This is a genomic window from Segatella copri (assembly GCF_019249795.2).
GTDB classification, from domain to species: Bacteria; Bacteroidota; Bacteroidia; order Bacteroidales; family Bacteroidaceae; genus Prevotella; species Prevotella copri_B.
Genome location: NZ_CP156891.1, coordinates 1 through 25947, shown reverse-complemented (window position 1 = coordinate 25947; position 25947 = coordinate 1). Strand labels below are relative to the sequence as shown.

The window sequence follows — 25947 nt, the reverse complement described above, 5'->3', positions numbered from 1 at the left end:
CACTTATAATTAAGAAATAACACTTCGAAATTTAAGTAGAGAGCGCTTCATATTCGTACTTAATGAAGAGTTGAATTGACGAAGACTATTTACATAAATACTTCCATCTGCCCAGCCAGATTTATAGGTTTCATCACCTCTAAGGTGATCATACTTAACCAAGCCTTTCTTGATAGCTCTGCAAATCAAATAATAAAGATGAATTTTTACAGGTGAATATTTCTGATACTCAGGATTTCCTGCTGGCATATAATAATAGTAGGTACTGTCATCCTCAAAACCAAGATGCCAAGCAACAACAACCTCCCCAACAGATAGTGTTGAAAAATGTACAGGTCCATTTATGCCACACAATCCAAGTAAGTTTTTGTGAAACAGGGGAGCCTTATATGCGTGTGGCCATCGCAAAGTATGTACTTTTAAAAACTCCTCAAACAATTCTACAGGTACTTCATCAATACAATTATATTCATTAAACTTAAGTTCTGCTATTTCATTTAATCTACGAATCTGTCTTCTTATATCTCCACGAAGCTTTGTATTTAAGAAAGACAACAAATCCGAATCATCAGACATATCAGACAGATTCAAGCAAGGACAAATTTCTCCTTGTATCCAATTTGGGTCAGAAGATATAATATCACTTCTAATTCCCTCTAAACATACCTCATCTGCATGATATGTTTTCAAACACTCAAACAAGTCAACCCAAAAGGCTTCTTTTTCATCATCACTAATCATTTTTGAAAAAAGAGGATCATGATAATCATAGTCTGAATACCCTACAGATACGATACTCTTCATAAAAGCTTGTTTCCAGTTCTTTTTCCAAAGCACCAAAGGTAAGAAAACTTCTATATCTTTATATCGGCCCCAAACAAAAATAGGAGTAATCTTTCTAAGAGGCATATAAGTATCTATCCAAATTCTAGCAACAGCAGGATGAAAAAATACATGACTAAATGGTGACGATTCATATATATGATTCCATTTCATCAAAAATGTCTCACTCCAAATCTCTTTCCAATCATTATATATCTCAAAACTCCACATATCTATTTCACTCTAAAATATAATTCCTTATCCCATTTGTTTGCCCAAAGAAACACAGGTGGCAATACTCCACTCCATGGCTTGCCACAAGGAGCCTTTGGTTCAATATAAACATCAATTGCTTTCAATTTTACGGCATGCTCTTTCTTATTCATTCTAACAAGACAAGCCTGTTTCCAATCAATCTTCCAACAGTTATAGAACCAGAACCATACACAGTATTCATACTGCTTGGCGTTGGGGCAAATCTTATCAAATAAATGAGATACAATATTGCTCGTAGTTACATGATCCGACCAACCTTCTCCATTTTTATGAGGATAGAACACAGATATATCATTCTGACCATCCACTATTTTGTGTATAAGACTAGAAAGTTTATCTGTTTGAGAATCACTCTCTAGAACTCCACCATCTGGATAATCCAAGAAATGGATATATTCTTGAGACAACCCATATTCTTTCGCTGCACGAATAGTCAACTGTCGGCGCTGACGGATCAACTCGCTTTCATCAATGTCACAACAGCCAGCATGACTTTTACCTCCACCCGTCATGACAATCAATTCAACTCGTTTTCCCTGCGCTATCAAACGCTGCATCAAACCACAACACCCAAACACCTCATCATCAGGATGTGGGGCAACTATCACGGAAAGATTAGCTGGAGTCAAATCATGAAGACTGCTTGTCTTTAAATGAATAGTTTGAACACGAACTTTCCTTATGAGAATTTTATACATATCCTATTTGTACAATAATATATATTGAAAAATATTATCTTCTCTATCCAATCAGTATCTTTCCCACTTTTGTTTGCATCAAGGCCCAAGAAAGACACCAAGAAATACATATCACGGAAAGTGTAAGCATGAAAGGAAACAAAACAACATGATTAGCAGCCAAATCCTCCAGAGGAAATATACGCTTTGCCGTAGAAGATATCATATAAGGTCCTACCCAATAATGGAAGATATAAATACCAAAGGAATATTTACTTAACCAAACCAACGGTTGACATAATCTTAAAATATGCCCTCCCATATTAGCAAAAATATACAATATTCCTACTAATAAACTTGCTACACAAAACACTGAATACCATGTTTGATCTCCATATTCTAAAGGACTAAAATAAGTCTGAAGTAAAAATGGAATCAATAAAAGTGTCACAAGATGATATTTTGATATAACTTTTTTTATTTTCGTTTGGTAAGAAGACAATAACATACCAAGTATGAACCATCCAAACCATTTAGAAATATTATGAATTCCCATAATCATGGGTAAAAACTTTTCTTGACTAGCTCCCAAAAGAAAGACTACCAACATAAAGACCTGCACATTAACAGACTTCATATATTTCTTAATAAACCATCCCAATGGAAAACACCAGAACAGGAAAGATAAATACCATAAGTGGGCAAAACCACCAGTATATAACTCCCATGGCCTAAAAGAAACACCTGTTGTTGCCATCATTAAGATACCAAATACAAAGAAAGGAAGCAACAAGCGCATTGCTTTCTTTTTGATAAGAGGTACAAATTCTTGGTATTTACCTTTATCATAAAAATAGCTGAACAAAAAACCAGCTATCAATGTAAACATAGGCATAGCTATATTAATCCCCACACATTGGTTGAACCAGAAATATGCATCATGATACATCTGTACCGTTTCAGGGAAATGAGCAGGTACATACATATACTGATAAACATGGAAGAATACTACAACCAAGATAGACAAAGAACGTAAAATCGAAATATATGTAAGTTTCATTTTTAGTCTTCTAATATTCTTTCATAAATATCGATCACATGCTCTGCACTAACTTGCTCATATAACTTTTGAGTAGAATAGTCTTGTGAAAGAGTATGATTCATCCAAGCCATATAAAGCTTTAAAATACCATTTTTAATACTCCTATAACTCTGATTATTCACACTAATTCCACCACCAAATTGAGCCAATGTGTCAGCTGCAAAACCATTGGTCGGCGATATGGCAAGAATTGGTTTTCCTAACTGAGCATAGTCAGTAAACTTACTGGCGAAAAAGATTCCTTTTTTCAGACGAGCTTCCAGCAATACCAAACAATCGAATTCCTGCATTTTTTGAATCGCCTCCATATAAGGGAATCCACCAATACATTTTACATAGTCTTCCAGCTGATATTTTCTAATAAGTTCTGTAGTATAATCATTAAAATGCCCCATAATAGAGAACTCCATCTTATTGAAACCTTCATCTATTAACTCACGTAAAGCCTTAAAAGTAAGTTCTGGATTGCGCTCTATAGACAGATTTCCAGAATGACAAATTCTAAACTTATCATTGACTGGTTTTTCTTTCAATCGAGGAACAATATCCTCAACCAATGCAATATGTGGAATAACCTCTGTTTTCTGTTCTGCCAAAAAAGGATAATGTGATGTAAAATGCTCCAACAAAGACTGGGAAGGAAATGTATTTACATCTGCACCCTTTAAACACATCTGAGTAAATTGATCCTTTCTAGCCTGTTCTTTTGCCGAAAAATGATGCGTATAAGGCTCTGGCCATATAGGAGCAGCAGGATCATTCCAATTAGCAATCCATCTAATCCCCAACTTTTCTTTAAGACGAAGACCGATAATATGTGGAATATCACTTGGTGAACGGGTCAACACAGCATCATAATGATTCTCTTTACAGAGCTTCAATGCCAGTTCGTATGCACGACACGCCCAACGGACACCTCCTTCAGGATACATACCTAACTTAACAGAAGAGCGAAGAACGTCCCACATACGAGTGAGTTTTCCTCCTACTGGATAAGTTATAGTGATATTATTCTTTTTAAGTGACAACCAAGGTTCTGTCCATTCAGTCGAATAGGCAGGACCTTCATCCACCTTTGATAACACATCCACATGCCAACCTTTTTTATACATGGCATAAGCCAACTTACCATTACACAAATTTTCAGAAAATGTATAAGGAAGATAGCCGGGAGCTATTAATAATAATCTCATAATCAAATTTCATTTAAAATCTTTCGCATATCCTTTTTTACGACATCACTCATTTTTTTTGCATTATCATACAATTTTTGTCCCACTACATCTATATTTTTACGCAAATTATCAATAGTAGATAACATTAGATTTGTCGTAAGTTTACTATCATCAATACAATATTCCTCACATTCAAACTGATGCATAAATTCACGAGTTTTTACATGATAAGCAACTCCAACTAGCGGAGTACCAGTAGCCATTGCAAATATGGTTGAGTGAGTTTTATGCCCTATAAAGAATTGACATTTCGCAACTTCTTTTATATGACTTTCTGTAGTTAAATCATCGTCATAAACCTTACACATTGTCGGTTTTGATACCTTATCAGTAATTTCCTTAATCAGTATACGATCATCAGGACCAGTACCCTTTAACTCCATTGGGAAGAAACGGACTTCGTAACCTTGTGCATTCAAATAATTACATGTATCGACAAATGTCTTAATATAATTGGCATGTACTTCAGGCTCTCGTTTCTGTGTTGCATAAATCGCAATTCCTACCCTCTTATCACGTTTTGTTGGAAGGACATAATCAGCAATCAAAGAGTTGAGAGTGATCACACTTTCAAAAGTATTTATTACTTTATCATTGGTTACACCCATTCTTCGAAGTTCATCTGCCGATTTCAACTCACGAGGAAGCATTATTTTGCAAGCTGATAGAATCTTCTTTGTGAGTATTTCATTCTTTGGATTATGGAATTCAAAAGGACCAAAAGACTGCGAAAAGCATACTAATGGTTTACCCAAAGAAAGAACTGCCATTGCATCATAATTAATAGAAGAAACTAAATCTCGGGAAAGCAAAGTCGTAAAATGATGTCCACCAACACTCAGTACTAAATCTGCATCCTGTACAACCTTTCTATATATAGGGGGTAAAACGAAATGTGTAAAAATGAATGAGACCCTAAATCAGTGGAAAGCCCTTTAAACACTGGGGGGTTGAGAGATTTGAGAGGTTAACCAGAGGAAAAACGAAATGTTACATTCATATAACATTCATATGACATTCAACGAACATTTGAAGAGCGTTCAAAGGGAAAATGTTACATTGAAGGCGATATGAGGGCTTTTTGAGGGAGTTGGTGGGTGGTTTATCATCCATTTATGCGTAAGAGGCTCCTGATGGCTCATATCGCCTTCTTTGGGCTTTGATGGATGGAATGGATAACAGAGATTGTTCCTTCGTCAGGCATCTATAGGCTTTAAAAGTAAGTTTGATAACTGTATTTCTTGATTATTGGAAAATTCTAAATAAGCAATATTTAGAAGTTTTATATTATTAAATTCTTCCATATAATAAATATTTGGTATCTTTGCACCCGATAAATTATTCATGTTACGACAAAATTATAAGGCAATGACGAAGGTAATACATGTACACCTGCTATCAGGTAGGAAGAACTACTATTTCGGCTCTATTTCGGCCATATTTGACGTTTTAACGCCCGAACAGATAGGCTACACCAAGAGCAGCTTGCTCCATGCAGGATTGACGGATGGAGGCTGTCTGATGAATGGCAAGGCCATGATCATACAGAGCCATCTAAGACGAAGTGGTGGCAAGGAATAAAACGGCTAAAACGCTCATTTAAAAGGATTTGAACGGCTTGCAAACTATCTTTGAATAGTTTGTGAGCCGTTTTCCCGTTTTAGCCAACAACGAATTGACCAATTTACCGTAAAAATAGGGTTTGGAAGGACACTTGGAAGGACATTTGGAAGGACATTCTAACATTTGGAAAAACGAAATGTTTGGATAGGAAGGACATTTGGAAGGACAAAATACAATGTAAAAACATTAGATATAATAAGGAAATGGGTATGAAAAAGGCGAAAAAATGGCTTTTTCTCTTATATTTATTAACTAAAAAACAGTGAAAAAGTCCTTATTTAAGGGGCAAAAAACAAGTGAAAGTCCTAAAAATAAAGGACTTCCACATATTTATATATAAAAAGCATACACATCTCAATCATTCTAAGCTAACACACCCAACAACCAGTGCAAGACCAGTAATTTCTTCTGTTGGCAGGTCGAATGGGGGGAAATCCTTATTGTCAGAAACAATTTTAAAGCATCCCTCTTGCTCACTTGGCATGATTCTCTTAACAAGGATGCCTTGCTCCCTTGTTGCTATAACATGGCAACGATTCCACTGTATATATTTTGCATCATGGAGAATAGTACAAGCTATAACATCCCCAGACTTAAAACGTGGATACATAGACAAGCCAGAAACCTCGATCATAAAATCAACTTGACAGAATCTAAACTTTGGAATGATATAATAATCTTTCACGTCACTCTTTTGTATAGCGAAACATTCATTTCCAAATCCAGCAGCAGCACGCTCTGTTACCAAAGGAATCGGTTTTATGTCATTTGGCATTCCATCTATAGCAGGAATGGCCTCACGACTGGATTTCACATTTTGTGTGTTTTCATCATTGGTTAGCATATTACCTTGACCTGTCAATAGCCAAGAAGGATTGATATATCTACATTTTGCGTATATTAATTCAGAATCGAATGTATTTCTGGCTATCCACGCACTGATAGTTTGTGGAGATACGCCTAATAGCTTAGCAAATTGTGCTTTATTTCCATTTGTAAAATGAGAAATCAAAGCTTCTAACATCGTTTTTTTATCCATAATATGTTAAAATCTACATTTTGTTGATAAAAATATCTCCAAAACTTTTGTTAATATCTACATTTTGTTTATCTTTGCAGCGTGTTTAATAATTGAACACGTCGCCAAAGATACAAAATATTGGCGAGAAAAGGTAAAAATAATAGGAATTTAACATAAAAAGGCATGAATAAAAGAATCATCGTAGGTCATGGTGTTGGCAAAAGAATAGCCACACTGATGGGTATTACACCCGAAATGGTTAGTAAATCGCTCAACTACAAGAAGGACTCTCACCTGGCAAGAAGGGTGAGATACATGGCCATCAAGGATTTTGGTGGCATACCTGTAGGCGATAAGTTGGATCCTCAAAAATAAAGAATTATGAAGGAAGCATTTAGACTGATATATGGTAAGGAATGGAAATGGTTTCTCAGCCTTGCCCTTGCCATGAAACTGAGATTGATTTGGTTCTTGGTGAGCTTTGTGATGCTTTGCGCATTGTCTTTTGACAGAAGTGACGTATTGTGTGTGTTTGCCGTGATTGTGAACTTCCTTGCCAGTGCCATCGCCTTGAGAGGTGTGCCTGGTGATGGGATAGAAGAGTAAAAACATACAAGAATATTAAACAAATAACGGAATGGAGTTTTACAACAAGATACTGTGTGTGACCTTCGAGGAGCTAACTGGTGGTGACGAGCCTGTCATCAAGGGTGACACTCTCATCAAAAATGTCAATCGTGGCAACATCCAATGCGCCCGACAAGCAAGAGGAGAAGGAAACTATGCCCTGTATGTGTATGCCTCCCTTCCCAAGAAGTACAGAATGAGATTCGTGGAGAAATATGGCGACCCCAAGGACGTGTTGGAGCGACAAGAGTTGAAGGACTACATGCAGGTGGATGAGGAAGCTCGTAAGTTTTACGAGTCGTTTGAATACGATTTGAATGGTGTTCAAACAAGACTTTCACAGAAGCTCATCGACGAATACACCCAGAACGCAAGCGTGCTGAAAATGCTCCTTGCCAGGATGAATGACCTGCAAGCCACGACACATGCCCTGGGTGGTGGCAGAAGAAGCGACCTCTGGAGCATCGTGTTCAAGCAAAGCGAGAAGATGAGGGAAGCCTTTGGACATACACTCCCCAAGAACCTCGCTCGATTGAAAGTGAAGATGAGCACCTTCAAGAAGGATGGCTATCCCTCACTGATAAGTGGCAAGATAGGCAATAAGAACACGGTGAAGATAACAGAGGAAGCTGGCAGAAGACTCGTGGCACTGAAAAGAAGCCGTGTGCCAGTGCTGACAGACTCTCAGATTTTCACCCAGTTCAACCAAGAGTGTGAGAGCCGTGGGTGGAAGCCCCTGAAGAGCATCCGCAGCTTGAAGATATGGCTTGACAGTGCAGCCGTGCAGCCATTGTGGTATGATGCCGTACATGGCGAGCAGAAGGCACACCAAAAGTTTGACCGCAGACACAAGACCCAACTTCCACAGATGAGGGATGCCCTCTGGTATGGTGACGGCACGAAGCTCAACCTCTACTACAAGGATGAGGATGGCAAGGTGAGAACCACGAGCGTGTATGAGGTGATAGATGCTTACTCAGAATGTCTCCTTGGTTTCTGCATCAGTGACAGCGAGGACTATGAAGCCCAGTACATGAGCTACAGGATGGCCATACAGGTGAGCGGACACAAGCCCTACGAAATCGTGTATGACAACCAAGGTGGCCATAAGAAGCTGGAGAACCAGGAGTTCTTCAAGAAGCTATGCCACATCCATCGTACCACCACCCCATACAACGGAGCGAGCAAGACGATCGAGAACCTCTTCTACAGGCTACAGAGCCAGGTACTTCACAAGGAATGGAACTTTACAGGACAGAACATCACCACCAAGAAGGAAACGAGCCGCCCGAACTTGGAGTTCATCGAGGCAAACAAGGACAGCCTTCCAACATACGACGAACTGAAAGCCATCTATCTGGAGGCAAGGAAGGAATGGAACGAAATGCCACACCCTGCCACTGGAGAAAGGAGAATCGACATGTATGAGAAGAGCATGAACCCTGAGACCCCAGTGGTGACAGTGAGCGACATGGTGGAAATGTTCTGGGTACAGGCAGACCGCATGAGCACCTTCACCTCCAGTGGCATTGAGATAACCATCAAGGGCAAGAAGCGAACCTATGAGGTGATGAGCAGCCCTGGAGTGCCAGATCTGGAATGGAGAAGAAAGCACACCTATCAGAAGTTTGTGGTGAAATATGATCCATACGACTTCACAAGCATTCGCCTCTACTGGAAGGACAAAGCAGGACAGCTTAGATTTGAGAGAGTGGCTGAGCCATACATGGTGATACACCGAGCCATACAGGAACAGACCGAGGGCGAGGCTCTTTTCATCAGGCAACAGCGTGAGGCAACCGAGCAAAGTCGCATAGAGCGACAAGTGGAGGCAAGGCAAATCGAGTATGACGAGGGCGTGGCTCCTGAACAGCACGGCTTGCAGACACCAAAGCTGAAGGGTGTGAGCAAGGAGGTGCAAAGACAGATAGACCGACGCACAAGGAAATACAGAGGTCAGCCAGAAGAACTGAGCATCGGCAAGGTGACCAAGAAAGTGAGCAACATCGACTGGGATAATATTTGCCAGGTGGTGGAGTTTGACGATACCAAGACAATGGGAAAAATGTAATAACAATTTAAAATAAAGAAAGGAACTGAATCATGGAGTTTACAAACAAGGAAAAGGAACAGATAACAGGCAGACTGAGAATGTATGTGTCAAAGTTTGCGAGCCAAAACAAGGCCGTGGCAAGCATGAAGGGCACAAGTGCAGGAACCGTGAGCAACATCCTCAACGGCAAGTGGGAGAACATCAGCGAAGACATGTGGCGCAAGGTAAGCGACCAGGTTGGCACGGTGGGTGGCAACGATGAGGGCTGGCAGATTGTGGAGACACATGCCTTCCATGACATCACCCTTGCCATGCGTGATGCCCAGAACGACAAAAACGTGACCTGGGTGGTGGGCGAAGCTGGAAGTGGCAAGACCACCACGGCAAAGATCTACGGTGAGGAAAACCGTGAGGTGTTCTACATCCTTTGCTCAGAAGACCTCCACAAGGGCGACTTTGTGAGAGAGATAGCCCACAAGATGGGCATCCGCACCGATGGGTACACGGTTAGGGAGTTATGGATAACCATCCAAAACGAGCTGATTCAGATGGATGCCCCTCTCCTGGTGTTCGACGAGGCAGACAAACTCATTGAAAGCGTCTTTCAGTATTTCATCAGCCTCTACAATAAGATTGAGGACAAATGTGGCGTGGTGTTCCTCTCCACCGATTACATCAAGACACGCATAAGCCGTGGCCTAAGATGCAAGAAGCGTGGCTACAAGGAGTTCTACAGCCGTATCGGTCGAAAGTACTTCGAGCTGGACGACACGACTCCCCAGGACGTGTACGCTATCTGTACGGCAAACGGACTGAGTGACCGCAAGGACATCGAGGAAGTGATAACAGAGGCCGATGGCTGTGAGTACGACCTGAGAAGAGTGAAGAAGAGCGTGAGAAGAGTGAAGAAAATCAAAAGCATCAAGAAATGAGAGCATTGACAGTGAAAGAGGTGTTGAAGCAGAAAAAGCGCACATTTGTCTTCAAGGGGAAATGGAAGGATGCCTTTGGTGAGCCTGAGCGTACAGGCGTATGGTTCATCTGGGGCAACAGCGGCAACGGCAAGAGCAGCTTCGTGATGCAGCTTTGCAAGTACCTGTGTGAGTTTGACCGTGTGGCTTACAACAGTCTGGAGGAAGGTGACTCGCTCACCATGCAGAACACCTTGAAGAGATATGGCATGAGCGAGGTGAACAAATCGTTCTACCTGTTGAACGGTGAGAACATGAGGGAACTGAGCGATCGCCTTGACAAGCGCAAGAGTGTGAACATCGTGGTGGTGGATTCCTTCCAGTACACACAGATGAACTACAGGGAATACATCCGCTTCAAGGAGGCCCACCGTGACAAGCTCATCATCTTCATCAGCCATGCGCAAGGAAAGGCTCCAAGAGGCAGCGCAGCGCAAAGCGTGATGTACGATGCCACCTTGAAGATATGGGTGGAAGGCTTCAAAGCCTTTTCGAAAGGTCGCTTCATCGGGGAAAAGGGTGAATACACCATTTGGGACGAAGGAGCGAACAGATATTGGGGTGACGACTAAAAATGAATGAATCATGGAAGAAGTTATAAACAAAATCATGGAGTACATCCAGAAAAAGACCGAAAATTTCTCGTATATGGATCAGCAGATGATGTATGATGAAATAGCTGGTAAACTGACAGACATGTCACTGGATGCTCTTAAAAACGAATATTTAAATAATATGGAGGGAACTGAAAATGAGTAAAGTTGACAGAATGATTGAACTGAAGCCAATGAGACATGATAGTCATGAGACATTGGTAAGCGTGGGACATCGATGTGAGTATTGCCAGGGGAACGGATGGTACTGGGGAACCGATGACATCGGGAAAGGAATCAAGGTTACCTGCCCAAAGTGTAACGGCAAGGGTGAACTTGATGCCATCATCAACATCACATGGAAACCAACCTGTAAAGATTAAGGCTTATGAAACAGAACAAGGAAAAATTAGGCGTAGCAATAATAACAGCGTTTTACGAGGTAAATGGCAAAAAAAGTTATGCTGAAATTAAGATAGGTATTGCCTGTGCCAAAGATTTCGATCGGAAGGAAAAGAAAGAATTCACAGACGTTCTAATCAAATGGTATAAAGAAAGAATTGCAGATGTTGCTATCCGTAAGGATAATAATAATGCAAAATTAATAAAAATCACCGTAAGATACAAAATGCAGACGTGTGATTTTATTATAAATGATAAGTTCTTTTTAGGAATATTCAAAAGTAAAATATGCAAGAAGTGACTAATTTTGCAAGGTTCTACTCCATCTTGAAACGAGTGCCAAAAATCGGTGATAACGAGTACTTGAAGAAAGAAATGGTCAGCGTTGCTACTGGAGGAAGAACCGAGAGTCTGAAGGAAATCACACGAAAAGAGTATGATGACCTTTGCAACCTCCTGGAGAAGCGTTTCCCTGAAAAGAGAAACATCTATGTGGAGCAGCGCAGAAAGAAGCGAAGTTCCTGCCTGAAGCTCTTGCAGAAAATAGGAGTTGATACTACCAGCTGGACAGCCATCAACAACTATTGCAAGAGTCCAAAGATAGCAGGTAAGGTGTTTGCAGATCTTGATATAGAAGAATTGCAGCTGTTATCTCTGAAACTGAGAATGATACTTAAAAAGCAAAAAGACAACGAATAAACATTATTAAGATTATGAAGACAGAAGACATTTTGAAAGGCCTCAGTGCCGAGCAACAGGAAGAACTCCTGAGAACATTGACTGCCAACAAGCAGCAGAGTGAACTTGACAAGCGCAATGCCTATGAAAGCATCCGTGGAAGCCTGGCACGAAACGTGAAGGACAGAGTTGTGGAGATAGCCTTGAAGGTGAAGGGTTTCCGTGACTGGCTTGACAATGAGAGCGAGGGCTTCAAGAGTGTGATGGCCGAGTATGGCAAGCTTCGCAACAAGGAGCAGCGTGGTTTCACCATCGTGGTGGATGACTTCAAGTTTGAGGTGAAGAGCCAGGATGTGAAGGGCTTTGATGAGCGTTCCGAGCTTGCAGCGCAAAGACTGATGGACTTCCTTGGTGCTTACATTGAGAAGAGCGAGAAGGGCAAGGATGATCCGATGTACCAACTTTGCATGAACCTCCTGGAGCGTAACCGTAACGGCAAGTTCAACTATACAAGCATCAGCAAGCTTTACCAGCTCGAAGGTAAGTTCAACGATGAGGAATACACCAGCATCATGGATTTGTTCCGTGAGAGCAACGTGACCAAGGAGACCGTGGTGAGCTACTATTTCAGCATGAAGAGCGAGGATGGTGTTTGGCGCAAGATAGAGCCATCTTTTTGCCGTCTGTAGGCGGTTCGTTCAAAGATTAAACTTAAAATGAGGCATCCCGAAAAGAATGCCTCATTTTTTATGTCTCTTTTTGAGAGATTTTTGTTATTTTTGCACCGTGGCAAAGGGAAGAGACAAGAATCTTGTAAATTCAAGAAACAAGCGTATTTATGAGCGTTACTATTATTGGACAGAGGTGAGAAGACTCCGTTTCGATGACGCTTTGAGGAGATTGAGCACCGAGGAGTTCTTTCTCTCAGAAAGTCGTATCATGCAAATCATACGAGACATGATCCAGGCAGGCGTGACCGTGGATGGCAAGAAAATAGAGAAACCTTTGTTCACCGGCTTCAAGTTGAAGCCTCGCTCTACATCCTCTTCATTGAAATCGTCACCTTACGTGGAGGGGCAACTGTTTGCGTGTCCTTGATGGCATCGGTCGCCACAACCGAATAGACCATTTCATAGACCTTGATGCCATGATTGGCGGTGTAGAACTTGGATGTTTCCCTCACAAGTGCCCCATCTTCCTTTGGTCGATAACCTTGCAAGAGGCGGTGAAGCTCTTCCACCATCGCAGCCCTTTCTTTTATGGCCTCCATCGTTCCGCTGTCATAGTGGGTGTCATCATAGCAGTCGATGAGCAACTGAACGTTGACCTTGATGGTCCCCTTTTGGCTTCTGTCTGCCAAGTTGCTCCAGGTCGCCTCCTGTAGGTCGATGAGCACGGCTGGAAAAGTTATTGGGTACATGTCAGTGTTGGCATTGTCGATGTTTTCCAACTGGCCATAGTTTTCATCAACGAGGGAAAGCCCTGGCATCCCCTCCTTGACATGATTAATGATTTGATAAAGAAATAATTCCATCTTTGATTTTTTCCAATGAATCGTTTATAGTCTTGTTTACCTTCACCTGTAGCTCCTTGGAGTCGCCCATGAACTGACGTTGTGGAATATGGGCTTTCACGGTGATCTTGTCTTTTTTAGTCAATGCGAGGCACTTCCACAAGCGTGCCTCTTCTGGAAGTTCCTTTGGCAGTGTTCCCTTCCCCTTGACACCAGCGAGCGAGTAAGCCATGTGCCATGCAAAGCGTCTCATCTTGGGCGAGACCGTGGGATGCGTGGTGATGTCGCCTCCATCATTGTGGATGGCAGCGTATGGCACAGGGTTCTCTATTGTCACCTCACCCAACCCTGGCTTGCTCTGTATGGAACTCATCAGGTGGTTTCGCCTGGAGGTGAGTGGCCCATACTTGGCATCTGGGCCACCTTGCTTTTGTCTGAGGGCCTTTTTCCATGGATGAAGACCGTCATCAAGCCAACCACCATCACGGAAATTTTGCTTGAAGTGGTTCACAGCTATCACTCCAACTTTTCGAGGAAGGCGGTCGTTTACTTCCTTCATTATGTCATCCTTGGCCTTTTCAACCAATTTTTCTAAGTTTTTTGCATCCATAGGCAAAGTTTTTTATTCTTTTTACTTGCATTTCAAGGAAATGTTGTATCTTTGCAACGTCCCCATTCGCTCATATAGGCTGTCACGGCTTGAGGTTTGGGGATTTTTTATTTTTCCTTCAATGAATAAAATTGCTCATAGCCTTTTTGACATAGAGCCATTTTAACCTCGAAGGTCTTTCCCTCATACTCAAATTCATATTGTCTGAACTCTACGAAATGAAGAACCTTTTGTTTCTTTTCAATGTTGGCAATGTTTTTTGGAAGGCTCATGTCCTTTCCCTCACCAAGCGGACTTACCCTAATGAATTTCATTTCTGATGGATTATTCCATATATAAATGGCAGCATCGACATCATAGTCATGGTGGCAATGTTTCAGAAGGGCGTTTCTTACTTTGTTGGTACGGTTCAAAGTTCCAGAAAGAACAGAGCTACATGGTTCTTTGTCCATCTTTGGCATGAGGTCTTGGTCTTTCACCTCTTGCTTGCGAGCAAAAGCCTTTTCCTCTATAGGTTGTTTTGCTTCCAATCTATTTATACAGCCGTCTATGAATGGACAATTAAAACAATCCTTGGCTCTATTAGAGAATAGTCTTTTAAGTCTATTCCTGAAAGAACCTTTTTTATAGAAATCGCAGTGTTTGCAGTCCTTTGGGAAGTATGGGTGATTGTCACTGAACGTGTGTCCATCCTTGCCAGTGTTGTTCTCCAGTCCCCTCTGAGGCTTTGTAGGCTCCATGTCCTTGGGACGGACCACTGGGTCATCAGTGGCTTCGAGCGAACACTTGCAGTTCCATCGGTCTCCTGGGTGGTGCTCATTCCAGAATGGATCATCCACTGGGAGTGTGAGCTTCATCTGCCAATAGGCACGGTGGCTACTCTCTGGCTCCTTGGAGGTGGTCGGCATCCATCTGAGGTTTGGCAAGATGTCCTTGTTTCGCTCAAACTCTCTCCAGTCGGCAGCAGCATGGGCACGTATGACGGCCGTGTCGTATTCCGTCTGTAGCCAAGAACCTACTTGGTGGCTACTGATTGCACTCACATCCTCCACCCACTTGCCAAAAGGTTTCAACTGTCCCTTGGAGTCATAAAGTTTTGCAGCCATCTCCTGGCCCATGGTGTGAACCTTGAAGGCAGCAAAGACCTCGTTGGAGTGTCTGAGAGCCTTGTAGAAGTATTCCTCATGGGTTGGAGGTGTCTTTGCCTTGGCAAGTCCCTCCACGGTTCCCTCATTGATGATGCGTAGTACCTCACGCCACATTACACCCTCAATGCTGTTTTCCGTGTCAAAGCCCTGATAGATTTTTTTGATGAACTGGGCCAGGATGTCGGCATTGAAGCGAATGCCACCATCTACATTGTCGAAATGGTGGTGTCCGCATTGGCATTGGTGGTCGCCATAATAGAGGGTGTCAATCAGAAGTCGGTGTCCGCCCCGATAGCTGGGGCTATTCCGAAAAAACTTTTCAGGCGGTCTTTGAACGCTTTTTTATCACTGTTCAAAGGCTTCTTTTTCGGGTCTTTTTTCTCGTTGTCTGGGTCTTCTTCCTCATGCTCGTTCCCCTTGCATTGGAGACTGTCTCGCAAGGCCTGCTTCTGAGTTTCAATGGCTTCTTTCTGTTGGTCGTAGTCCTTTGGCTTTTCAATGCTGAATGTTTCATAGAGCCAGTCATCATCCATAGGCAAGCCCATTTCCTTCATTCCCTTCACGATGTTAAGCATGGCCTGAGGCTCAGTCTTGTCCTTGTGGGCATAGACAAACTCACCACCCTCCACATTGAAGCCAAGGTTCTCGAAGATGTTCTTCATGTCATAGTTAAGTATGTCAAGCAGAAAATCACGATCATCAGCGTTCATGTCATCCTCTTCCTCCTTGTGGACAGTTCCAAGGGCTTGCGTGCCATTGTCCTTTGCATCGGTGGTGAGGGTATTGCCCAGCACACGGATGGAAATCTTGCTGTCCCAATATTCCGCAAAGTTCTGGTAGAGGTCAGAAGAACCTGTTTTGTTTCCTGCCTCTATCAGCTTCATCTCACTCTCATTTGGATGGATATAGACGGCATTGCTACCTTGGTTTCTTGCATCGGCAATGATTTTCTTGCGAGCGTCCTCATCACCTGCATCATAGGTATATTCACGGATTGGCATACCAAAGATGTTGCAGAACTTCGCCCAGTCGCTCATGTCGCCACGCTTGTAGAGCACGGCAGGAAGAAGTTCCGCAAAGATGCCCAGTCCACGCTCAGTGCCGACAAACAGGATGTTGTCGAACTCATCTATGTCGATGCCACTTTGGTCGCCCTGGTGCTTCAAGAGCTTGTGGAAAACAGGATCATAGTGTTTGCGGTCAATGAGATCGTATCGAATGTTCCCATCATCATCCAAGTAGAACTGAACGAGGGTGAAGCCATAGAACTTCGACATGACAAGATCCCTTCGCAACTGTTTGAACCATGGAGAGCGAAGCTGACGGCAAATATCCTCATCGGGCTTGCCGTCTCGTTGGAACTCAATGGGAATCTGAGTGACACCACGAAGTCGCTTGTCGAGCACACCTGATAGATGGAGGTCAAGCTGGGCTGACTCATACATGTCAAACAACTTGACGCGGTACGAGAAATCCACACTTTTGGCACTCCTTACGGATTCCATGTAGTCCTTCATGTTGAACATGAAAAGCTCAGGCATCTGTAGGAACACGTCTGGAGGGCGGTTTCCCTCTACTTTTCTGAAACCACCCTGAACTATCTTGTTGGAACTACCACCATTTGGCTTGTATCCCAGTCTCTTCTTAAATTTCTTCATATCAATTCTTGTTTATAAAAGTGTCGGTCTTATCTCATCTGCCAAGATTTGCCATCTGGAATTGTCTGCAACTTGCTCATCGGGCAACTTGGGAGCACCGTCGATGGTGATGTCTCCCTTCATCACTCCCTTCAACCACTCAATGGCACGGTCATAGCGGTCTTGCCGTATCTTTGCCAGCTTGTAAGGGTTGTGCTGACAGAAGATGTGATAGACAGTGATGTCGATGGCAAACATCAGGATAAGAGGGTTTCTTGCCTCGCCCTCAGCTGAGAAGATCTTGTCACAGTCGTATGTCTTGTTAAGGTAGCCTCTCATTTCAGAGATGGCCCTGTCCTCGCAAATCTCAATGATTTGTGGGTCGTATGTCGTGGACTCCTTGCGAAGGAGGGAGTCCAGAATCTCACGATGTATGGTTGCATCGTAGTCCGAAGTATTGATAAAATTTGCCATAGTTACATTCTATATGGGTTGTCCTCGTTTAATTCCTCGTATGATATGGTGACGGTCGGCTCCATTTCCACCACCTTGTTTTCAAGAATGGTGATTCCACCCTCTATGCAGTCGGGGCCGTCGGCATTGTATGGAAGGTGCATTTCGAAGAGTTTGAACTGGTTGATGAGTTCCTGCATGTGTGGATTGTCACGTTCTTCCTCGTTGAATACCCATTCGCAGTTTCTGTCAATCGGCTCCAGGTTCGCCTCTATTCGGGTCGCCTTGTCAGTCTTCTTGCGCTCATCGCCCTTGATGTACAGCTGCTTGTTCCTGTGATTGCATTCCTCACGCAGCAGGGGCTTGAATACCTGGTTGAAGAAAGGGTCTTGCAGCTTGTTGTTCTCCATGTAGTAATACACGTTGGTCTTCCCTCCCACATACTCCATGATGTCGAAATACCAACCTATGAAGGTGGCATTGAGTTCCCTGGCAAGGAATCCCTTGATGATGTAATACACACCCTTGTGCTTGCCGATGAGCCACAAGGCCTTGGTGGAACTTGCCTTTTTCTTCGAGTCGGAATAGGCAGGGTCGCCATAGGCTATGAGAAACTTGAACTTTTTGAGCGGTGGAACCTTGCCGAATGGCAGGTACTTGAATATGGTTCCCTCGCTCACAGGATTGTTGAAGTACTCGGCTTGTGCGCTCTTGGTGGATATGTTTGAGAGTACGGTGTCGATTTGTTCCTCTGTGTTCTTGGCTGGCCAGGTTGAGTGTCCATCCTTGTCACGTATGTTCACGATGTCCCAGTGTCTTGCCTTGGCTCCAGCCTTCTTGATGCAACAGTCCTTGGCTATGATGTTTCCACACCACAGAATCAAGGTAGGCTCAGAGATGGAACGTGTAGGATAAAGCGAGGCCTCGAACCAGTCCCATTTCTTTTTTAGCGTCTCTGGGTTTCTGCAATCCTCATCCGTGTCGTAGTCATCCATGTAGATGACATCGGGGCGAACTTCCTCATTTCGAGCACCACGAGGGGCAGAGCCAGCACCCAAGGCTACGAACTTTGCACCACACTTGGCGGTGAACTCACCATCTGTCCACTGACCAAGCGTCACCTGGGAGCCATAGAACTGACGGATTCGGGGATTTGACTCAAAGTTAATCTTGTAAGGTGCAAGGAGACGCTTGGCAGAGTCAATGGTGGCAGATGCCAGGACAAAGAACCTCTTGCGCTTGGTCAGTGCAAGGTACATGCAGATAAACATCGCCACGGTAGATTTGGCAAGCTCACGGCTCCAAGACAGCACCTCATACCATTCATCATGCTCGATGACACGCTTGATGGCACGCACGTGGAAAGGCGCAAACTCATACTTGGCATACTTGGGAAAGAAGTACTTGATCCATTTGATTGGGTCTTTCTCCAGTTTCTTTCTCTTCTTGTCGATTTCACTCTGTGAGAGCCAGTCTTCCACAGGTACATCGGCAGCCAGTGCCTTGTGGTGTTCTGCCCACCTTTGCAGGGCATTTCTTTCTTCTTGTGTCATTTCAACTGATCTTTAATGAATAAATCCCAAAGCTCGTTGTACTCCTTGGCCTTTTCTATGTCAATGGAGCGAAGCCAGTTGGTAAACTTGATGCCCACGTTCACTATGTCTGTGATTCCTGCCTCATTCTGTAATTTCTTGATGGCAGAAGACAGCTTGACAATGGTGTCTGCCTCCTTGGCCGTCAAAGCACGCTGTCCTTCAGGACGTGCATTCGCCCCATCCTGTATGTCACTGATTTGCTTGATCATGCCAGCAATGATTTGCTCCGTGGAGATAGTTATGGAGACACGTAGCTCTTCCCATTTCCCTTCCCTGATCCATCGGGAGACCGTCTGCCTGGTGATTCCCACCTTTTCAGCGATTTCTTCCTGTGTGCATCGGCTTTTGATGAACAAATCCTTGGCAATGCTCTTCTTGTCTATGTTACTTTTTACCATATTTATATAGTTTTGATTCTGCAAAGTTCTAAAGAAATCCGCAAAAAAAGAAATCGTGATTTCATGGTAGCATCCATGAACACCACCATAGCGTCCATGAGCACCACCATGAAATCACGATTTGGACAGCTCGAAAAAAGTCCCGATATTTGCAGAAAAATTCGACGTATGAAACAAAAATTTAGCAATATAATAAAAGGTGATGGCAAGTCTATCATCATGCTTTATGGAGAAGTCGGTGAAGGGCGTTCCGTAGATAGCAACCGTGTGGTGAGCGAGCTTTTCGCATTGGAGAACCAAGGCTGCAAGATCGAAGTGCGCATAAACAGCCAGGGTGGAGATGTTTTCAGCGGCATGGCTATCTACAACGCCCTCCGAAACTCCAAAGGCGACATCACCATATTTATTGATGGAGTGGCAGCGAGCATCGCTGCAATCATTGCCTTATGTGGAAAACCGCTCTATATGAGTCCCTATGCCAAACTTATGCTTCATAATGTGAGCGGTGGCACATACGGCAATGCCTCCGAACTTCGACTGATGGCAGATCAGATGGAAGAATTGCAGAACAACCTTGCCACCATGATAGCAGGTCGCCTTGGCATGGAGGCTGAAAACGTGGCAAAGAAATACTTCGATGGGAAGGATCACTGGATGACAGCGAGCGAGGCAATGGACATGAAGCTCGTGGATGGAATCTATGACATGGATGAGGTGTCGAACCCACCGACAACAACAGAAGGCATTTACAACTATTTTAATAATCGGTTTGACTTCAAACCACAAAACAATGAAGAAATGGCATTAATAGATGAAATCAAGACGATTCCAAGCTTTGAGGACAAAGCGGATTCGAGTGCCGTCCTGGCACACATCAAAGAACTGGAGAACAAGGCAGCCAAGGTGGCCATCCTCGAAAAAACGGTGAATACCTACAAGAATGAGCTTGAAAAGGCTCACAAAGAGCAAGATGATGCTCTCATCAATGAGGCGGTCAAGGCTGGCAAAATTAGCAATGAGCAGGTGGAGACCTTCAAAAACCTCTTGAAGAGCGACCGTGAGAACACCATCAAGCTCATCGGTGGCATGAAGGGACGTGCAAGCAACCGTGCCATGGCTTTCATCAACCCAGACACACCATCAGGTGGCTCGTTCGCCAACAAGACATGGGATGAGATTGACAAGGAAAACAACCTTGCCCAGTTGAAGAACCAAGACCCTGCACTTTTCAAGAACCTCTACAAGCAGAAGTTCGGTGTGGACTACAATGAGTAATAACTTTTAATTTTATAGAAAATGGCATTAAACAGAGAAATTTGGATCAATACCATCACTGAGAATTTCTATCCAGACAATTCCTTCATGGCGAAAAGTATTGACGATTCCGCATTCGTGAACAACAAGACCGTTCACATCCCTAATGCTGGCAAGCCTTCGAGCGTTGTCATCAACCGCAGCGAGAAACCAGCGAAGATCAAGGAACGTGAGGACAACGAACTCACCTACAACATTGATGAGCTGACAACAGACCCTATCCACATCTCCAATGTGGACACGGTGGAACTCTCCTACGACAAACGCAACAGCGTTCTTTCCAACGACCGCAAGCAGTTGCAAAAGGCAGCAGCACAGAACTTGCTCTACAAGTGGGCAGGTAGCTTGAAGACAAAGTTTTTCACAGCTGGTGAGGCTCGTGAAGCCCACACCTCAGCGACTGCCTCTGGCAATCGTAAAAAAATCACCAAGGCTGTAGTGATGAAAGTATTCGTAAGGTTCAATATGGATGACGTGCCAGCAGATGGTCGTTTCATGTTGCTTGATGCAGCCATGTATGCGGATTTGCTTGACGACCTGACAGACAAGGAACTCTCAGCCTTCCTCGCTTGTGCTGATGCTTCAAGGGGCGTTCTTGGCAAGTTGTATGGCTTTGAGATCATGCAACGTTCCCAGGTGCTTCGCACAACGGCAAACGGTGCAGCCATCTTGAAATGGGAAGAGGATGATGCTGACACTGAACTTGCAGCTGGTCTTGCCTGGCAGCAAGACTGTGTGAGCCGTGCCTTGGGTGACGTGAAGATGTTCGATGATATGGGCAACCCAACCTATTATGGTGACATCTACTCATTCCTTGTGCGTACAGGTGGCTCTCCACGTCGTTACGACGGCAAGGGTATCGCAGTCATCATTGAGAGCAACGCAGCCTAAAAGGTTAAATCGTAAAATTAGACTCTATGATATTACCAAGAGTAAAAATTCAGTTCCTCAATGGCCAGTTGGGAACCGTCGGTGAGAGTGCCGACGGACTCCTGGCCCTCATTTGCGGTGCGGCAGCCGTAGCAGGAACCTTTGTGCTTAACACAGCCTATACCATCACAAGCATGGATGACCTTGCCGAGCTTGGAGTCACAGCGACAAATAACGCAGCCCTCTATAAGCAGGTGTCCGAGTTCTACGATGAGGCAGGAACAGGCACAAAGCTGGTCCTCTACCCAGTCAATCCAAGCACCACCTTGACCAACATGTGTGATTACACAAAGACGGACGCAGGGTATGCGAGAGACTTGATCACCAAGCAAAACGGCAATTTGAGGGGCATCGGCATCGCCAATGTCAACACGGGAGCTTCTGGCACAAGCATCAACGGCATCGACCCCGATGTGTTCACTGCCATGCCAAAGGCACAGCAGCTGGCAGAATGGGCGACCACCGAGCTTTACGCCCCTTTGTTCTTCATCCTCGAAGGTCGCAACTTTGACCCATCGAAGGAATTGAAGGACATGACCAAGGAAAAGTATGACCGTGTGGGCATTGCCATCGGTGACACCGTGGCATCCTCCAAGGGAGCGACCATTGGCACGTGGCTTGGGCGCATTGCCAAGAGTCCAGTGCAGCGCAACATTGGCCGTGTGAAGGATGGCTCGCTTGCCCCATTGGAGATGTATGTGGGTTCCAAGAAAATTGATGAGTCCGAGAGTACCATCAAGGCAATCTATGAAAAGGGCTACCTCGTGCCACGCAAGTATGTGGGACGCTCAGGCTACTTCTTTGCTGATGACAACCTGGCCTGTGATCCTACAGGTGACTATGCGCACATCGCCCACCGTCGGGTGATAGACAAGGCATATCGCCTGGCATACGACATCATGCTTGACATGCTCCTTGACGAGCTGGAAGTCAATGATGACGGCACGCTGCAAGTTGGAATCGTGAAAAGTTGGCAGCAGACCGTGGAAAACGGCATCAACAAAAAGATGACCGCCAATGGTGAGCTTTGCGCAAATTCCGATGGTGAGGGATGCCAGTGCTACATCGACGAAAAGCAAAATGTACTCAGTACCTCGAAGGTGCTTGTGACTCTGAAAGTGCGTCCATACGGATATGCCCGATACGTGGACGTGAATCTGGGATTCTTAGTAGAAACAAGTAACAGCTAAAGAATATGTTTAATTCAAAGGAATACGAGTGGGCCGACATCAACGTTGTCATGGCAGGTCGCCCTGTCACAGGATTCCGCTCCGTGAAATACTCTTCAAAGCAGGAAAAGGAAGCCTTGTATGCCAAGGGCAACAAGCCACAAGGTGTGCAACGAGGAAACAAGTCCTATGAAGGCTCCATTGGCTTGCTGCAAAGTGAGTATGAAGCCCTGAGCCAAGCTTGCGGTGGTGACATCCTTGATGCTTCTTTTGATCTTGTCGTTTCTTACGGCAATGCCACAAAGGGTGATGTCATCGTGACAGACATCCTTGTGGGTGCAGAGTTCACTGAGGACAACACCGAGTGGAAGCAAGGTGATAAGTTCCAGGAAAAGGAACTTCCTTTCATCTTTGTGGATAAGAAGAAAGGATAGTGTTTGGACACCATTCAAATAACATTCAAATAATAGAAAAATGAAAATAGATAAGCAAAAAGTAGAAGAGTGGAAGAAACAGCATGGCGAAATCTTCCAGATAGAGACCCAAGGCAAAAGCTGTATTGTCCGCAAGCCAACACGCAAGGAATACAGCTATGTGTCAGTGGTGAAGAATCCTGTCAAGGCACAAGAAACCTTGCTCAACCAAATTTGGCTTGACGGTGATGAGGAAATCAAGACCAATGATGACCTTTTCTTCGCAGTGTGCTCACAACTTGAAGACGTATTGGCTATCAAGGAGGCTGACATAAAAAAGCTTTAGAGGATGCGGAAATAGATGATGTCGAGGCAAAGGACATTCTCTATATGAACACCTTGCTGAGATATAATCTATTCCTGGATCCTGATACGCTTTCAGATGAGGAATGGGCGTGGACTATCAGGTATTTAAAGGAAATCAAAGAAGCAGAGAATAAGACAGATGGCTAAAAGTGTACTTCAATTTCTTATCAAGTTGCAAGCCAACGAAGGCAATGTGCTGAGTGTGGCAAGAAGAACGTCTGAGCAGCTGGACAACATCACCAGAAAGGCGACCCTTGTAAAAAGTCGCCTCCAATCAGCCTTTTCGTTTTCTAACTTGAAGACCTCCCTGATGTCCCTCCCTGGCATGGATTTCCTGATGAATCCCTATACCCTTGCAAGTGCAGGTGTCGCAGCCATCTCGTCCATCGGTGCACAAGCCGAGCAAACGAGCGTGGCTTTTAAGACACTTGTGGGCAATGAGACGGCAGCAGCCAAGATGCTTGGAGACATTTACAACTTCGCAGCAAAGACTCCCTTTGAGCCTCTTGATCTGGAGAACAATGCCAAGATGATGCTTGGATTCGGTGTAAGCGCACAGAAGGTGGTTCCATACCTGAAACAACTTGGCGACATTGCCATGGGCGACAAAGAGAAGCTTGGTGGTCTCTCACTTGTCTTTGGACAGGTGGCATCAGCAGGAAAGATGCAAGGGCAAGACTTGATGCAGTTCATCAATGCAGGTTTCAACCCTTTGAAGGAACTCCAAAAAATGACAGGTAAGACATACGCCGAGCTTCAAGACATGATGAGCAAGGGACAGATAGGCTTTGATGCGGTGGCAGCAGCCATCGCCCATGCCACAAGCGAGGGCGGTGCTTTCAACGGCATGAGCGACAAACTGAGCCAGACTGTCAGCGGAAAGTTCTCCACCATGATGGGAAACATCAGGCAAGCAGCCATCAGCATGTTCGACTCCATCAAGCCTGTTGTGCTTGGACTGATGGACATTGTTGGAGCATTGGTTCCACCGATTTCATCAGCTCTTCAATTTCTTCTTTCCATCGTTGGCGGTGTTATCGGCTTCTTTATGAAGTGGAAGACGGAAATAGCCTATGTGGCTGTAATAGCTGGTGTTGGAGCCATCGCCTTCAATGCCCAGGCAATAGCCCTATGGGGGCTTGTGGGTGTGATGAAGGTGGTGGCGGCCGTGACCAAGGTGTGGGAAGGCGTGCAGTGGCTGTTGAACATCGCCATGAACGCAAACCCTATAGGTCTTGTCATCACTGCCATCGCAGCCCTTGTCGCAGGTGTGGTCTATTGTTGGAACAAATTCGCTGGTTTCCGTGCCTTTCTCCTGACCCAGCTTGAAGAGTCTGGAGCGCAAGAGTGGCTTTTCCCCATGGAGCCAATGATCAGCGTCAATGGGCAGAACATACTTGTGAGGCGAAACGTCTCAAAGGGCAAAATCAGGGGAAGCATCAAGGAACGTTGGACGCAGGATGACTACAGCGTGAGAATCGAGGGCATCTTGATGGGCATGGATGGCAAGTACCCTGAGGCGGACGTGGCAAAGCTCAGAAGTTTCTGTGAGGCTGGTCACGTGAAGGCACTGAATCCATTGCTTGAGATATTCGGCATCAGCCAACTTGCCATCGAGAGTTGGGACATTCCCTTCACTTCTGGCACTATCAATCAAAACTACACCATACAGGCCTACAGTGATGACATCTACAAGTTGCTGTTGAGCCGTGACGACTTAAACGCATAGAATTATGTACACCATGGCATTTGACATCAGAATCGGCACATACAAGCTCTGTATGATTGACAAGGTAGAAATCCATCGTAGCGTGGAACTACTTGCGGACACGGCTGTCATTACTCTTCCTGCATCAGAGTACAACCATGCCCTCCAGGTCGAAGACAAGCTAAAGCGAGGCGACAAGGTGATAATCACCCTTGGCTACGAAGAGGCAGGACTTGAAACTGAGTTCGAAGGATGGCTTCAACGCATATCCACCGATGGAGGGAACGTCAAGCTATATTGCGAGGATGACATCTTTCTGTTCCGAAAGGACATGAAGAACGAAGTGCTTCAAAAGGTAGCCTTGAAGGATCTCCTTGCCAAGGTGGTCTCTGGGTGTGGTCTCTCATTCAAGGTGGAGTGCTCCTATTCCTGGACATACGGAAAGTTTGTCATCAACAACGCAACTGGCTACGATGTCTTGAAAAAGGTACAGGAGGAATGTGGGGCTGACATCTACCTACAGGATGAGACCTTGCACATACACCCTCCAGGCGAAAAGATGGGTGTGGAATGCTTCTATGACTTCGCCCTGAACGTGGAGGAAGACAACCTC

Annotated in this window: 32 protein-coding genes and 1 pseudogene; 20 read left to right on the top strand and 13 right to left on the bottom strand. The window is 44.4% G+C overall.

The genetic code is table 11. The features are described from left to right. Positions 1 to 9: 9 nt before the first annotated feature. Genes KUA48_RS00165 through KUA48_RS00145 form a run of 5 tightly spaced genes read right to left on the bottom strand, consistent with a single transcriptional unit; the run spans position 10 to position 4990 of the window. Positions 10 to 1053, bottom strand: coding sequence for a GNAT family N-acetyltransferase (locus KUA48_RS00165; RefSeq protein WP_218433733.1), 1044 nt, complete (start codon positions 1051 to 1053; stop codon positions 10 to 12). A 2-nt stretch (positions 1054 to 1055) separates the two neighbouring features. Next, positions 1056 to 1796 carry a PIG-L deacetylase family protein gene (locus tag KUA48_RS00160; protein ID WP_218433731.1) on the bottom strand — a complete coding sequence of 247 codons (741 nt, stop codon included), beginning with the start codon at positions 1794 to 1796 and terminating at the stop codon, positions 1056 to 1058. Between the two features lie 43 nt (positions 1797 to 1839). Continuing rightward, positions 1840 to 2835 carry an acyltransferase gene (locus tag KUA48_RS00155; RefSeq protein WP_218433728.1) on the bottom strand — a complete coding sequence of 332 codons (996 nt, stop codon included), beginning with the start codon at positions 2833 to 2835 and terminating at the stop codon, positions 1840 to 1842. Positions 2836 to 2837: 2 nt separating this feature from the next. After that, a complete protein-coding gene (locus KUA48_RS00150) occupies positions 2838 to 4070 on the bottom strand; it encodes a glycosyltransferase (protein ID WP_218433726.1) in 1233 nt (410 codons plus the stop codon). A 2-nt stretch (positions 4071 to 4072) separates the two neighbouring features. Next, positions 4073 to 4990 (bottom strand): polysaccharide pyruvyl transferase family protein, encoded by a 918-nt coding sequence (locus KUA48_RS00145; protein ID WP_334649343.1) that lies wholly within the window; start codon positions 4988 to 4990, stop codon positions 4073 to 4075. Positions 4991 to 5480: 490 nt separating this feature from the next. Here KUA48_RS00145 and KUA48_RS00140 point away from each other — a divergent pair, with 490 nt between their 5' ends. After that, complete coding sequence (locus tag KUA48_RS00140) at positions 5481 to 5693, top strand: hypothetical protein (protein ID WP_118064684.1); 213 nt, start codon at positions 5481 to 5483, stop codon at positions 5691 to 5693. 400 nt (positions 5694 to 6093) lie between these two features. On the opposite strand, the gene KUA48_RS00135 is transcribed toward KUA48_RS00140, so the two are convergent. Continuing rightward, entirely contained in the window at positions 6094 to 6774 is a 681-nt protein-coding gene (locus tag KUA48_RS00135) for a S24 family peptidase (RefSeq protein WP_256624518.1), read from the bottom strand. Positions 6775 to 6939: 165 nt separating this feature from the next. Here KUA48_RS00135 and KUA48_RS00130 point away from each other — a divergent pair, with 165 nt between their 5' ends. From KUA48_RS00130 to KUA48_RS00080, 11 genes are all read left to right on the top strand, one after another. Further along, complete coding sequence (locus tag KUA48_RS00130) at positions 6940 to 7131, top strand: hypothetical protein (RefSeq protein ID WP_118064667.1); 192 nt, start codon at positions 6940 to 6942, stop codon at positions 7129 to 7131. 6 nt (positions 7132 to 7137) lie between these two features. Next, positions 7138 to 7362, top strand: a complete 225-nt coding sequence (locus KUA48_RS00125; RefSeq protein ID WP_369503286.1) for a hypothetical protein — start codon at positions 7138 to 7140, stop codon at positions 7360 to 7362. 31 nt (positions 7363 to 7393) lie between these two features. Next, positions 7394 to 9454 (top strand): transposase family protein, encoded by a 2061-nt coding sequence (locus KUA48_RS00120; RefSeq protein WP_218433502.1) that lies wholly within the window; start codon positions 7394 to 7396, stop codon positions 9452 to 9454. Positions 9455 to 9486: 32 nt separating this feature from the next. Next, positions 9487 to 10368: an AAA family ATPase gene (locus KUA48_RS00115; protein WP_218433504.1), complete on the top strand. Its 882-nt coding sequence runs from the start codon at positions 9487 to 9489 to the stop codon at positions 10366 to 10368. Further along, on the top strand, positions 10365 to 10979 hold the full coding sequence (locus KUA48_RS00110; RefSeq protein ID WP_334649341.1) for a hypothetical protein: 615 nt from the start codon (positions 10365 to 10367) through the stop codon (positions 10977 to 10979). Before KUA48_RS00115 ends, KUA48_RS00110 begins: the two co-directional genes overlap by 4 nt. A gap of 13 nt (positions 10980 to 10992) precedes the next feature. Beyond that, complete coding sequence (locus KUA48_RS00105; protein ID WP_153095084.1) at positions 10993 to 11166, top strand: hypothetical protein; 174 nt, start codon at positions 10993 to 10995, stop codon at positions 11164 to 11166. Continuing rightward, positions 11159 to 11383 carry a hypothetical protein gene (locus KUA48_RS00100; protein WP_218433507.1) on the top strand — a complete coding sequence of 75 codons (225 nt, stop codon included), beginning with the start codon at positions 11159 to 11161 and terminating at the stop codon, positions 11381 to 11383. Before KUA48_RS00105 ends, KUA48_RS00100 begins: the two co-directional genes overlap by 8 nt. Positions 11384 to 11388: 5 nt before the next feature. Then, entirely contained in the window at positions 11389 to 11703 is a 315-nt protein-coding gene (locus tag KUA48_RS00095) for a hypothetical protein (protein WP_218433508.1), read from the top strand. Further along, positions 11691 to 12101 carry a hypothetical protein gene (locus KUA48_RS00090; protein WP_218433509.1) on the top strand — a complete coding sequence of 137 codons (411 nt, stop codon included), beginning with the start codon at positions 11691 to 11693 and terminating at the stop codon, positions 12099 to 12101. Before KUA48_RS00095 ends, KUA48_RS00090 begins: the two co-directional genes overlap by 13 nt. A gap of 14 nt (positions 12102 to 12115) precedes the next feature. Next, complete coding sequence (locus tag KUA48_RS00085) at positions 12116 to 12769, top strand: DUF3164 domain-containing protein (RefSeq protein WP_218433510.1); 654 nt, start codon at positions 12116 to 12118, stop codon at positions 12767 to 12769. A 97-nt stretch (positions 12770 to 12866) separates the two neighbouring features. Further along, the gene (locus KUA48_RS00080) at positions 12867 to 13178 is read left to right on the top strand and encodes a transposase (RefSeq protein WP_218433511.1); all 312 of its coding nucleotides are present in this window, start codon (positions 12867 to 12869) and stop codon (positions 13176 to 13178) included. On the opposite strand, the gene KUA48_RS00075 is transcribed toward KUA48_RS00080, so the two are convergent. The 7 genes from KUA48_RS00075 to KUA48_RS00045 form a co-directional block, all read right to left on the bottom strand. Next, on the bottom strand, positions 13117 to 13569 hold the full coding sequence (locus KUA48_RS00075) for a hypothetical protein (protein ID WP_256624490.1): 453 nt from the start codon (positions 13567 to 13569) through the stop codon (positions 13117 to 13119). The genes KUA48_RS00080 and KUA48_RS00075 overlap by 62 nt on opposite strands. Positions 13570 to 13585: 16 nt before the next feature. Next, on the bottom strand, positions 13586 to 14203 hold the full coding sequence (locus KUA48_RS00070; protein WP_218433513.1) for a phage virion morphogenesis protein: 618 nt from the start codon (positions 14201 to 14203) through the stop codon (positions 13586 to 13588). A 107-nt stretch (positions 14204 to 14310) separates the two neighbouring features. Beyond that, positions 14311 to 15465, bottom strand: a complete 1155-nt coding sequence (locus KUA48_RS00065) for a phage minor head protein (RefSeq protein WP_218433514.1) — start codon at positions 15463 to 15465, stop codon at positions 14311 to 14313. 155 nt (positions 15466 to 15620) lie between these two features. Continuing rightward, a complete protein-coding gene (locus KUA48_RS00060; protein ID WP_218433515.1) occupies positions 15621 to 17009 on the bottom strand; it encodes a DUF935 family protein in 1389 nt (462 codons plus the stop codon). A 12-nt stretch (positions 17010 to 17021) separates the two neighbouring features. Then, positions 17022 to 17462 carry a phage protein Gp36 family protein gene (locus KUA48_RS00055; RefSeq protein WP_118066382.1) on the bottom strand — a complete coding sequence of 147 codons (441 nt, stop codon included), beginning with the start codon at positions 17460 to 17462 and terminating at the stop codon, positions 17022 to 17024. 2 nt (positions 17463 to 17464) lie between these two features. Then, a complete protein-coding gene (locus KUA48_RS00050; protein WP_218433516.1) occupies positions 17465 to 18994 on the bottom strand; it encodes a hypothetical protein in 1530 nt (509 codons plus the stop codon). Next, positions 18991 to 19434 (bottom strand): helix-turn-helix domain-containing protein, encoded by a 444-nt coding sequence (locus tag KUA48_RS00045; RefSeq protein ID WP_153095093.1) that lies wholly within the window; start codon positions 19432 to 19434, stop codon positions 18991 to 18993. Before KUA48_RS00045 ends, KUA48_RS00050 begins: the two co-directional genes overlap by 4 nt. A 168-nt stretch (positions 19435 to 19602) precedes the next feature. Here KUA48_RS00045 and KUA48_RS00040 point away from each other — a divergent pair, with 168 nt between their 5' ends. The 8 genes and pseudogenes from KUA48_RS00040 to KUA48_RS00005 all read left to right on the top strand — a co-directional run. Further along, positions 19603 to 20709, top strand: a complete 1107-nt coding sequence (locus tag KUA48_RS00040) for a head maturation protease, ClpP-related (RefSeq protein ID WP_218433518.1) — start codon at positions 19603 to 19605, stop codon at positions 20707 to 20709. 21 nt (positions 20710 to 20730) lie between these two features. Then, complete coding sequence (locus tag KUA48_RS00035) at positions 20731 to 21639, top strand: hypothetical protein (protein ID WP_218433520.1); 909 nt, start codon at positions 20731 to 20733, stop codon at positions 21637 to 21639. 26 nt (positions 21640 to 21665) lie between these two features. Further along, positions 21666 to 22868, top strand: a complete 1203-nt coding sequence (locus KUA48_RS00030) for a DUF2586 domain-containing protein (protein ID WP_256624492.1) — start codon at positions 21666 to 21668, stop codon at positions 22866 to 22868. Between the two features lie 5 nt (positions 22869 to 22873). Continuing rightward, complete coding sequence (locus tag KUA48_RS00025; protein ID WP_218433522.1) at positions 22874 to 23281, top strand: hypothetical protein; 408 nt, start codon at positions 22874 to 22876, stop codon at positions 23279 to 23281. 40 nt (positions 23282 to 23321) lie between these two features. After that, positions 23322 to 23606 (top strand): hypothetical protein, encoded by a 285-nt coding sequence (locus KUA48_RS00020; protein WP_218433523.1) that lies wholly within the window; start codon positions 23322 to 23324, stop codon positions 23604 to 23606. Positions 23607 to 23650: 44 nt separating this feature from the next. Further along, positions 23651 to 23773, top strand: a complete 123-nt coding sequence (locus tag KUA48_RS00015; protein WP_256624493.1) for a hypothetical protein — start codon at positions 23651 to 23653, stop codon at positions 23771 to 23773. After that, positions 23766 to 25355, top strand: coding sequence for a DUF6046 domain-containing protein (locus KUA48_RS00010; protein ID WP_369503285.1), 1590 nt, complete (start codon positions 23766 to 23768; stop codon positions 25353 to 25355). Before KUA48_RS00015 ends, KUA48_RS00010 begins: the two co-directional genes overlap by 8 nt. Before the next feature lie 4 nt (positions 25356 to 25359). Beyond that, positions 25360 to 25947, top strand: a pseudogene (locus KUA48_RS00005) (hypothetical protein); the annotation flags it as partial.

Bases quoted from the DNA above. Each gene is read 5' to 3' on its own strand.
- KUA48_RS00165 (WP_218433733.1), bottom strand. From the start codon at position 1,053: ATGTGGAGTTTTGAGATATATAATGATTGGAAAGAGATTTGGAGTGAG.
- KUA48_RS00160 (WP_218433731.1), bottom strand. From the start codon at position 1,796: ATGTATAAAATTCTCATAAGGAAAGTTCGTGTTCAAACTATTCATTTA.
- KUA48_RS00155 (WP_218433728.1), bottom strand. From the start codon at position 2,835: ATGAAACTTACATATATTTCGATTTTACGTTCTTTGTCTATCTTGGTT.
- KUA48_RS00150 (WP_218433726.1), bottom strand. From the start codon at position 4,070: ATGAGATTATTATTAATAGCTCCCGGCTATCTTCCTTATACATTTTCT.
- KUA48_RS00140 (WP_118064684.1), top strand. From the start codon at position 5,481: ATGACGAAGGTAATACATGTACACCTGCTATCAGGTAGGAAGAACTAC.
- KUA48_RS00135 (WP_256624518.1), bottom strand. From the start codon at position 6,774: ATGGATAAAAAAACGATGTTAGAAGCTTTGATTTCTCATTTTACAAAT.
- KUA48_RS00130 (WP_118064667.1), top strand. From the start codon at position 6,940: ATGAATAAAAGAATCATCGTAGGTCATGGTGTTGGCAAAAGAATAGCC.
- KUA48_RS00125 (WP_369503286.1), top strand. From the start codon at position 7,138: ATGAAGGAAGCATTTAGACTGATATATGGTAAGGAATGGAAATGGTTT.
- KUA48_RS00120 (WP_218433502.1), top strand. From the start codon at position 7,394: ATGGAGTTTTACAACAAGATACTGTGTGTGACCTTCGAGGAGCTAACT.
- KUA48_RS00115 (WP_218433504.1), top strand. From the start codon at position 9,487: ATGGAGTTTACAAACAAGGAAAAGGAACAGATAACAGGCAGACTGAGA.
- KUA48_RS00110 (WP_334649341.1), top strand. From the start codon at position 10,365: ATGAGAGCATTGACAGTGAAAGAGGTGTTGAAGCAGAAAAAGCGCACA.
- KUA48_RS00105 (WP_153095084.1), top strand. From the start codon at position 10,993: ATGGAAGAAGTTATAAACAAAATCATGGAGTACATCCAGAAAAAGACC.
- KUA48_RS00100 (WP_218433507.1), top strand. From the start codon at position 11,159: ATGAGTAAAGTTGACAGAATGATTGAACTGAAGCCAATGAGACATGAT.
- KUA48_RS00095 (WP_218433508.1), top strand. From the start codon at position 11,389: ATGAAACAGAACAAGGAAAAATTAGGCGTAGCAATAATAACAGCGTTT.
- KUA48_RS00090 (WP_218433509.1), top strand. From the start codon at position 11,691: ATGCAAGAAGTGACTAATTTTGCAAGGTTCTACTCCATCTTGAAACGA.
- KUA48_RS00085 (WP_218433510.1), top strand. From the start codon at position 12,116: ATGAAGACAGAAGACATTTTGAAAGGCCTCAGTGCCGAGCAACAGGAA.
- KUA48_RS00075 (WP_256624490.1), bottom strand. From the start codon at position 13,569: ATGCCAGGGCTTTCCCTCGTTGATGAAAACTATGGCCAGTTGGAAAAC.
- KUA48_RS00070 (WP_218433513.1), bottom strand. From the start codon at position 14,203: ATGGATGCAAAAAACTTAGAAAAATTGGTTGAAAAGGCCAAGGATGAC.
- KUA48_RS00065 (WP_218433514.1), bottom strand. From the start codon at position 15,465: ATGTGGCGTGAGGTACTACGCATCATCAATGAGGGAACCGTGGAGGGA.
- KUA48_RS00060 (WP_218433515.1), bottom strand. From the start codon at position 17,009: ATGAAGAAATTTAAGAAGAGACTGGGATACAAGCCAAATGGTGGTAGT.
- KUA48_RS00055 (WP_118066382.1), bottom strand. From the start codon at position 17,462: ATGGCAAATTTTATCAATACTTCGGACTACGATGCAACCATACATCGT.
- KUA48_RS00050 (WP_218433516.1), bottom strand. From the start codon at position 18,994: ATGACACAAGAAGAAAGAAATGCCCTGCAAAGGTGGGCAGAACACCAC.
- KUA48_RS00045 (WP_153095093.1), bottom strand. From the start codon at position 19,434: ATGGTAAAAAGTAACATAGACAAGAAGAGCATTGCCAAGGATTTGTTC.
- KUA48_RS00040 (WP_218433518.1), top strand. From the start codon at position 19,603: ATGAAACAAAAATTTAGCAATATAATAAAAGGTGATGGCAAGTCTATC.
- KUA48_RS00035 (WP_218433520.1), top strand. From the start codon at position 20,731: ATGGCATTAAACAGAGAAATTTGGATCAATACCATCACTGAGAATTTC.
- KUA48_RS00030 (WP_256624492.1), top strand. From the start codon at position 21,666: ATGATATTACCAAGAGTAAAAATTCAGTTCCTCAATGGCCAGTTGGGA.
- KUA48_RS00025 (WP_218433522.1), top strand. From the start codon at position 22,874: ATGTTTAATTCAAAGGAATACGAGTGGGCCGACATCAACGTTGTCATG.
- KUA48_RS00020 (WP_218433523.1), top strand. From the start codon at position 23,322: ATGAAAATAGATAAGCAAAAAGTAGAAGAGTGGAAGAAACAGCATGGC.
- KUA48_RS00015 (WP_256624493.1), top strand. From the start codon at position 23,651: ATGAACACCTTGCTGAGATATAATCTATTCCTGGATCCTGATACGCTT.
- KUA48_RS00010 (WP_369503285.1), top strand. From the start codon at position 23,766: ATGGCTAAAAGTGTACTTCAATTTCTTATCAAGTTGCAAGCCAACGAA.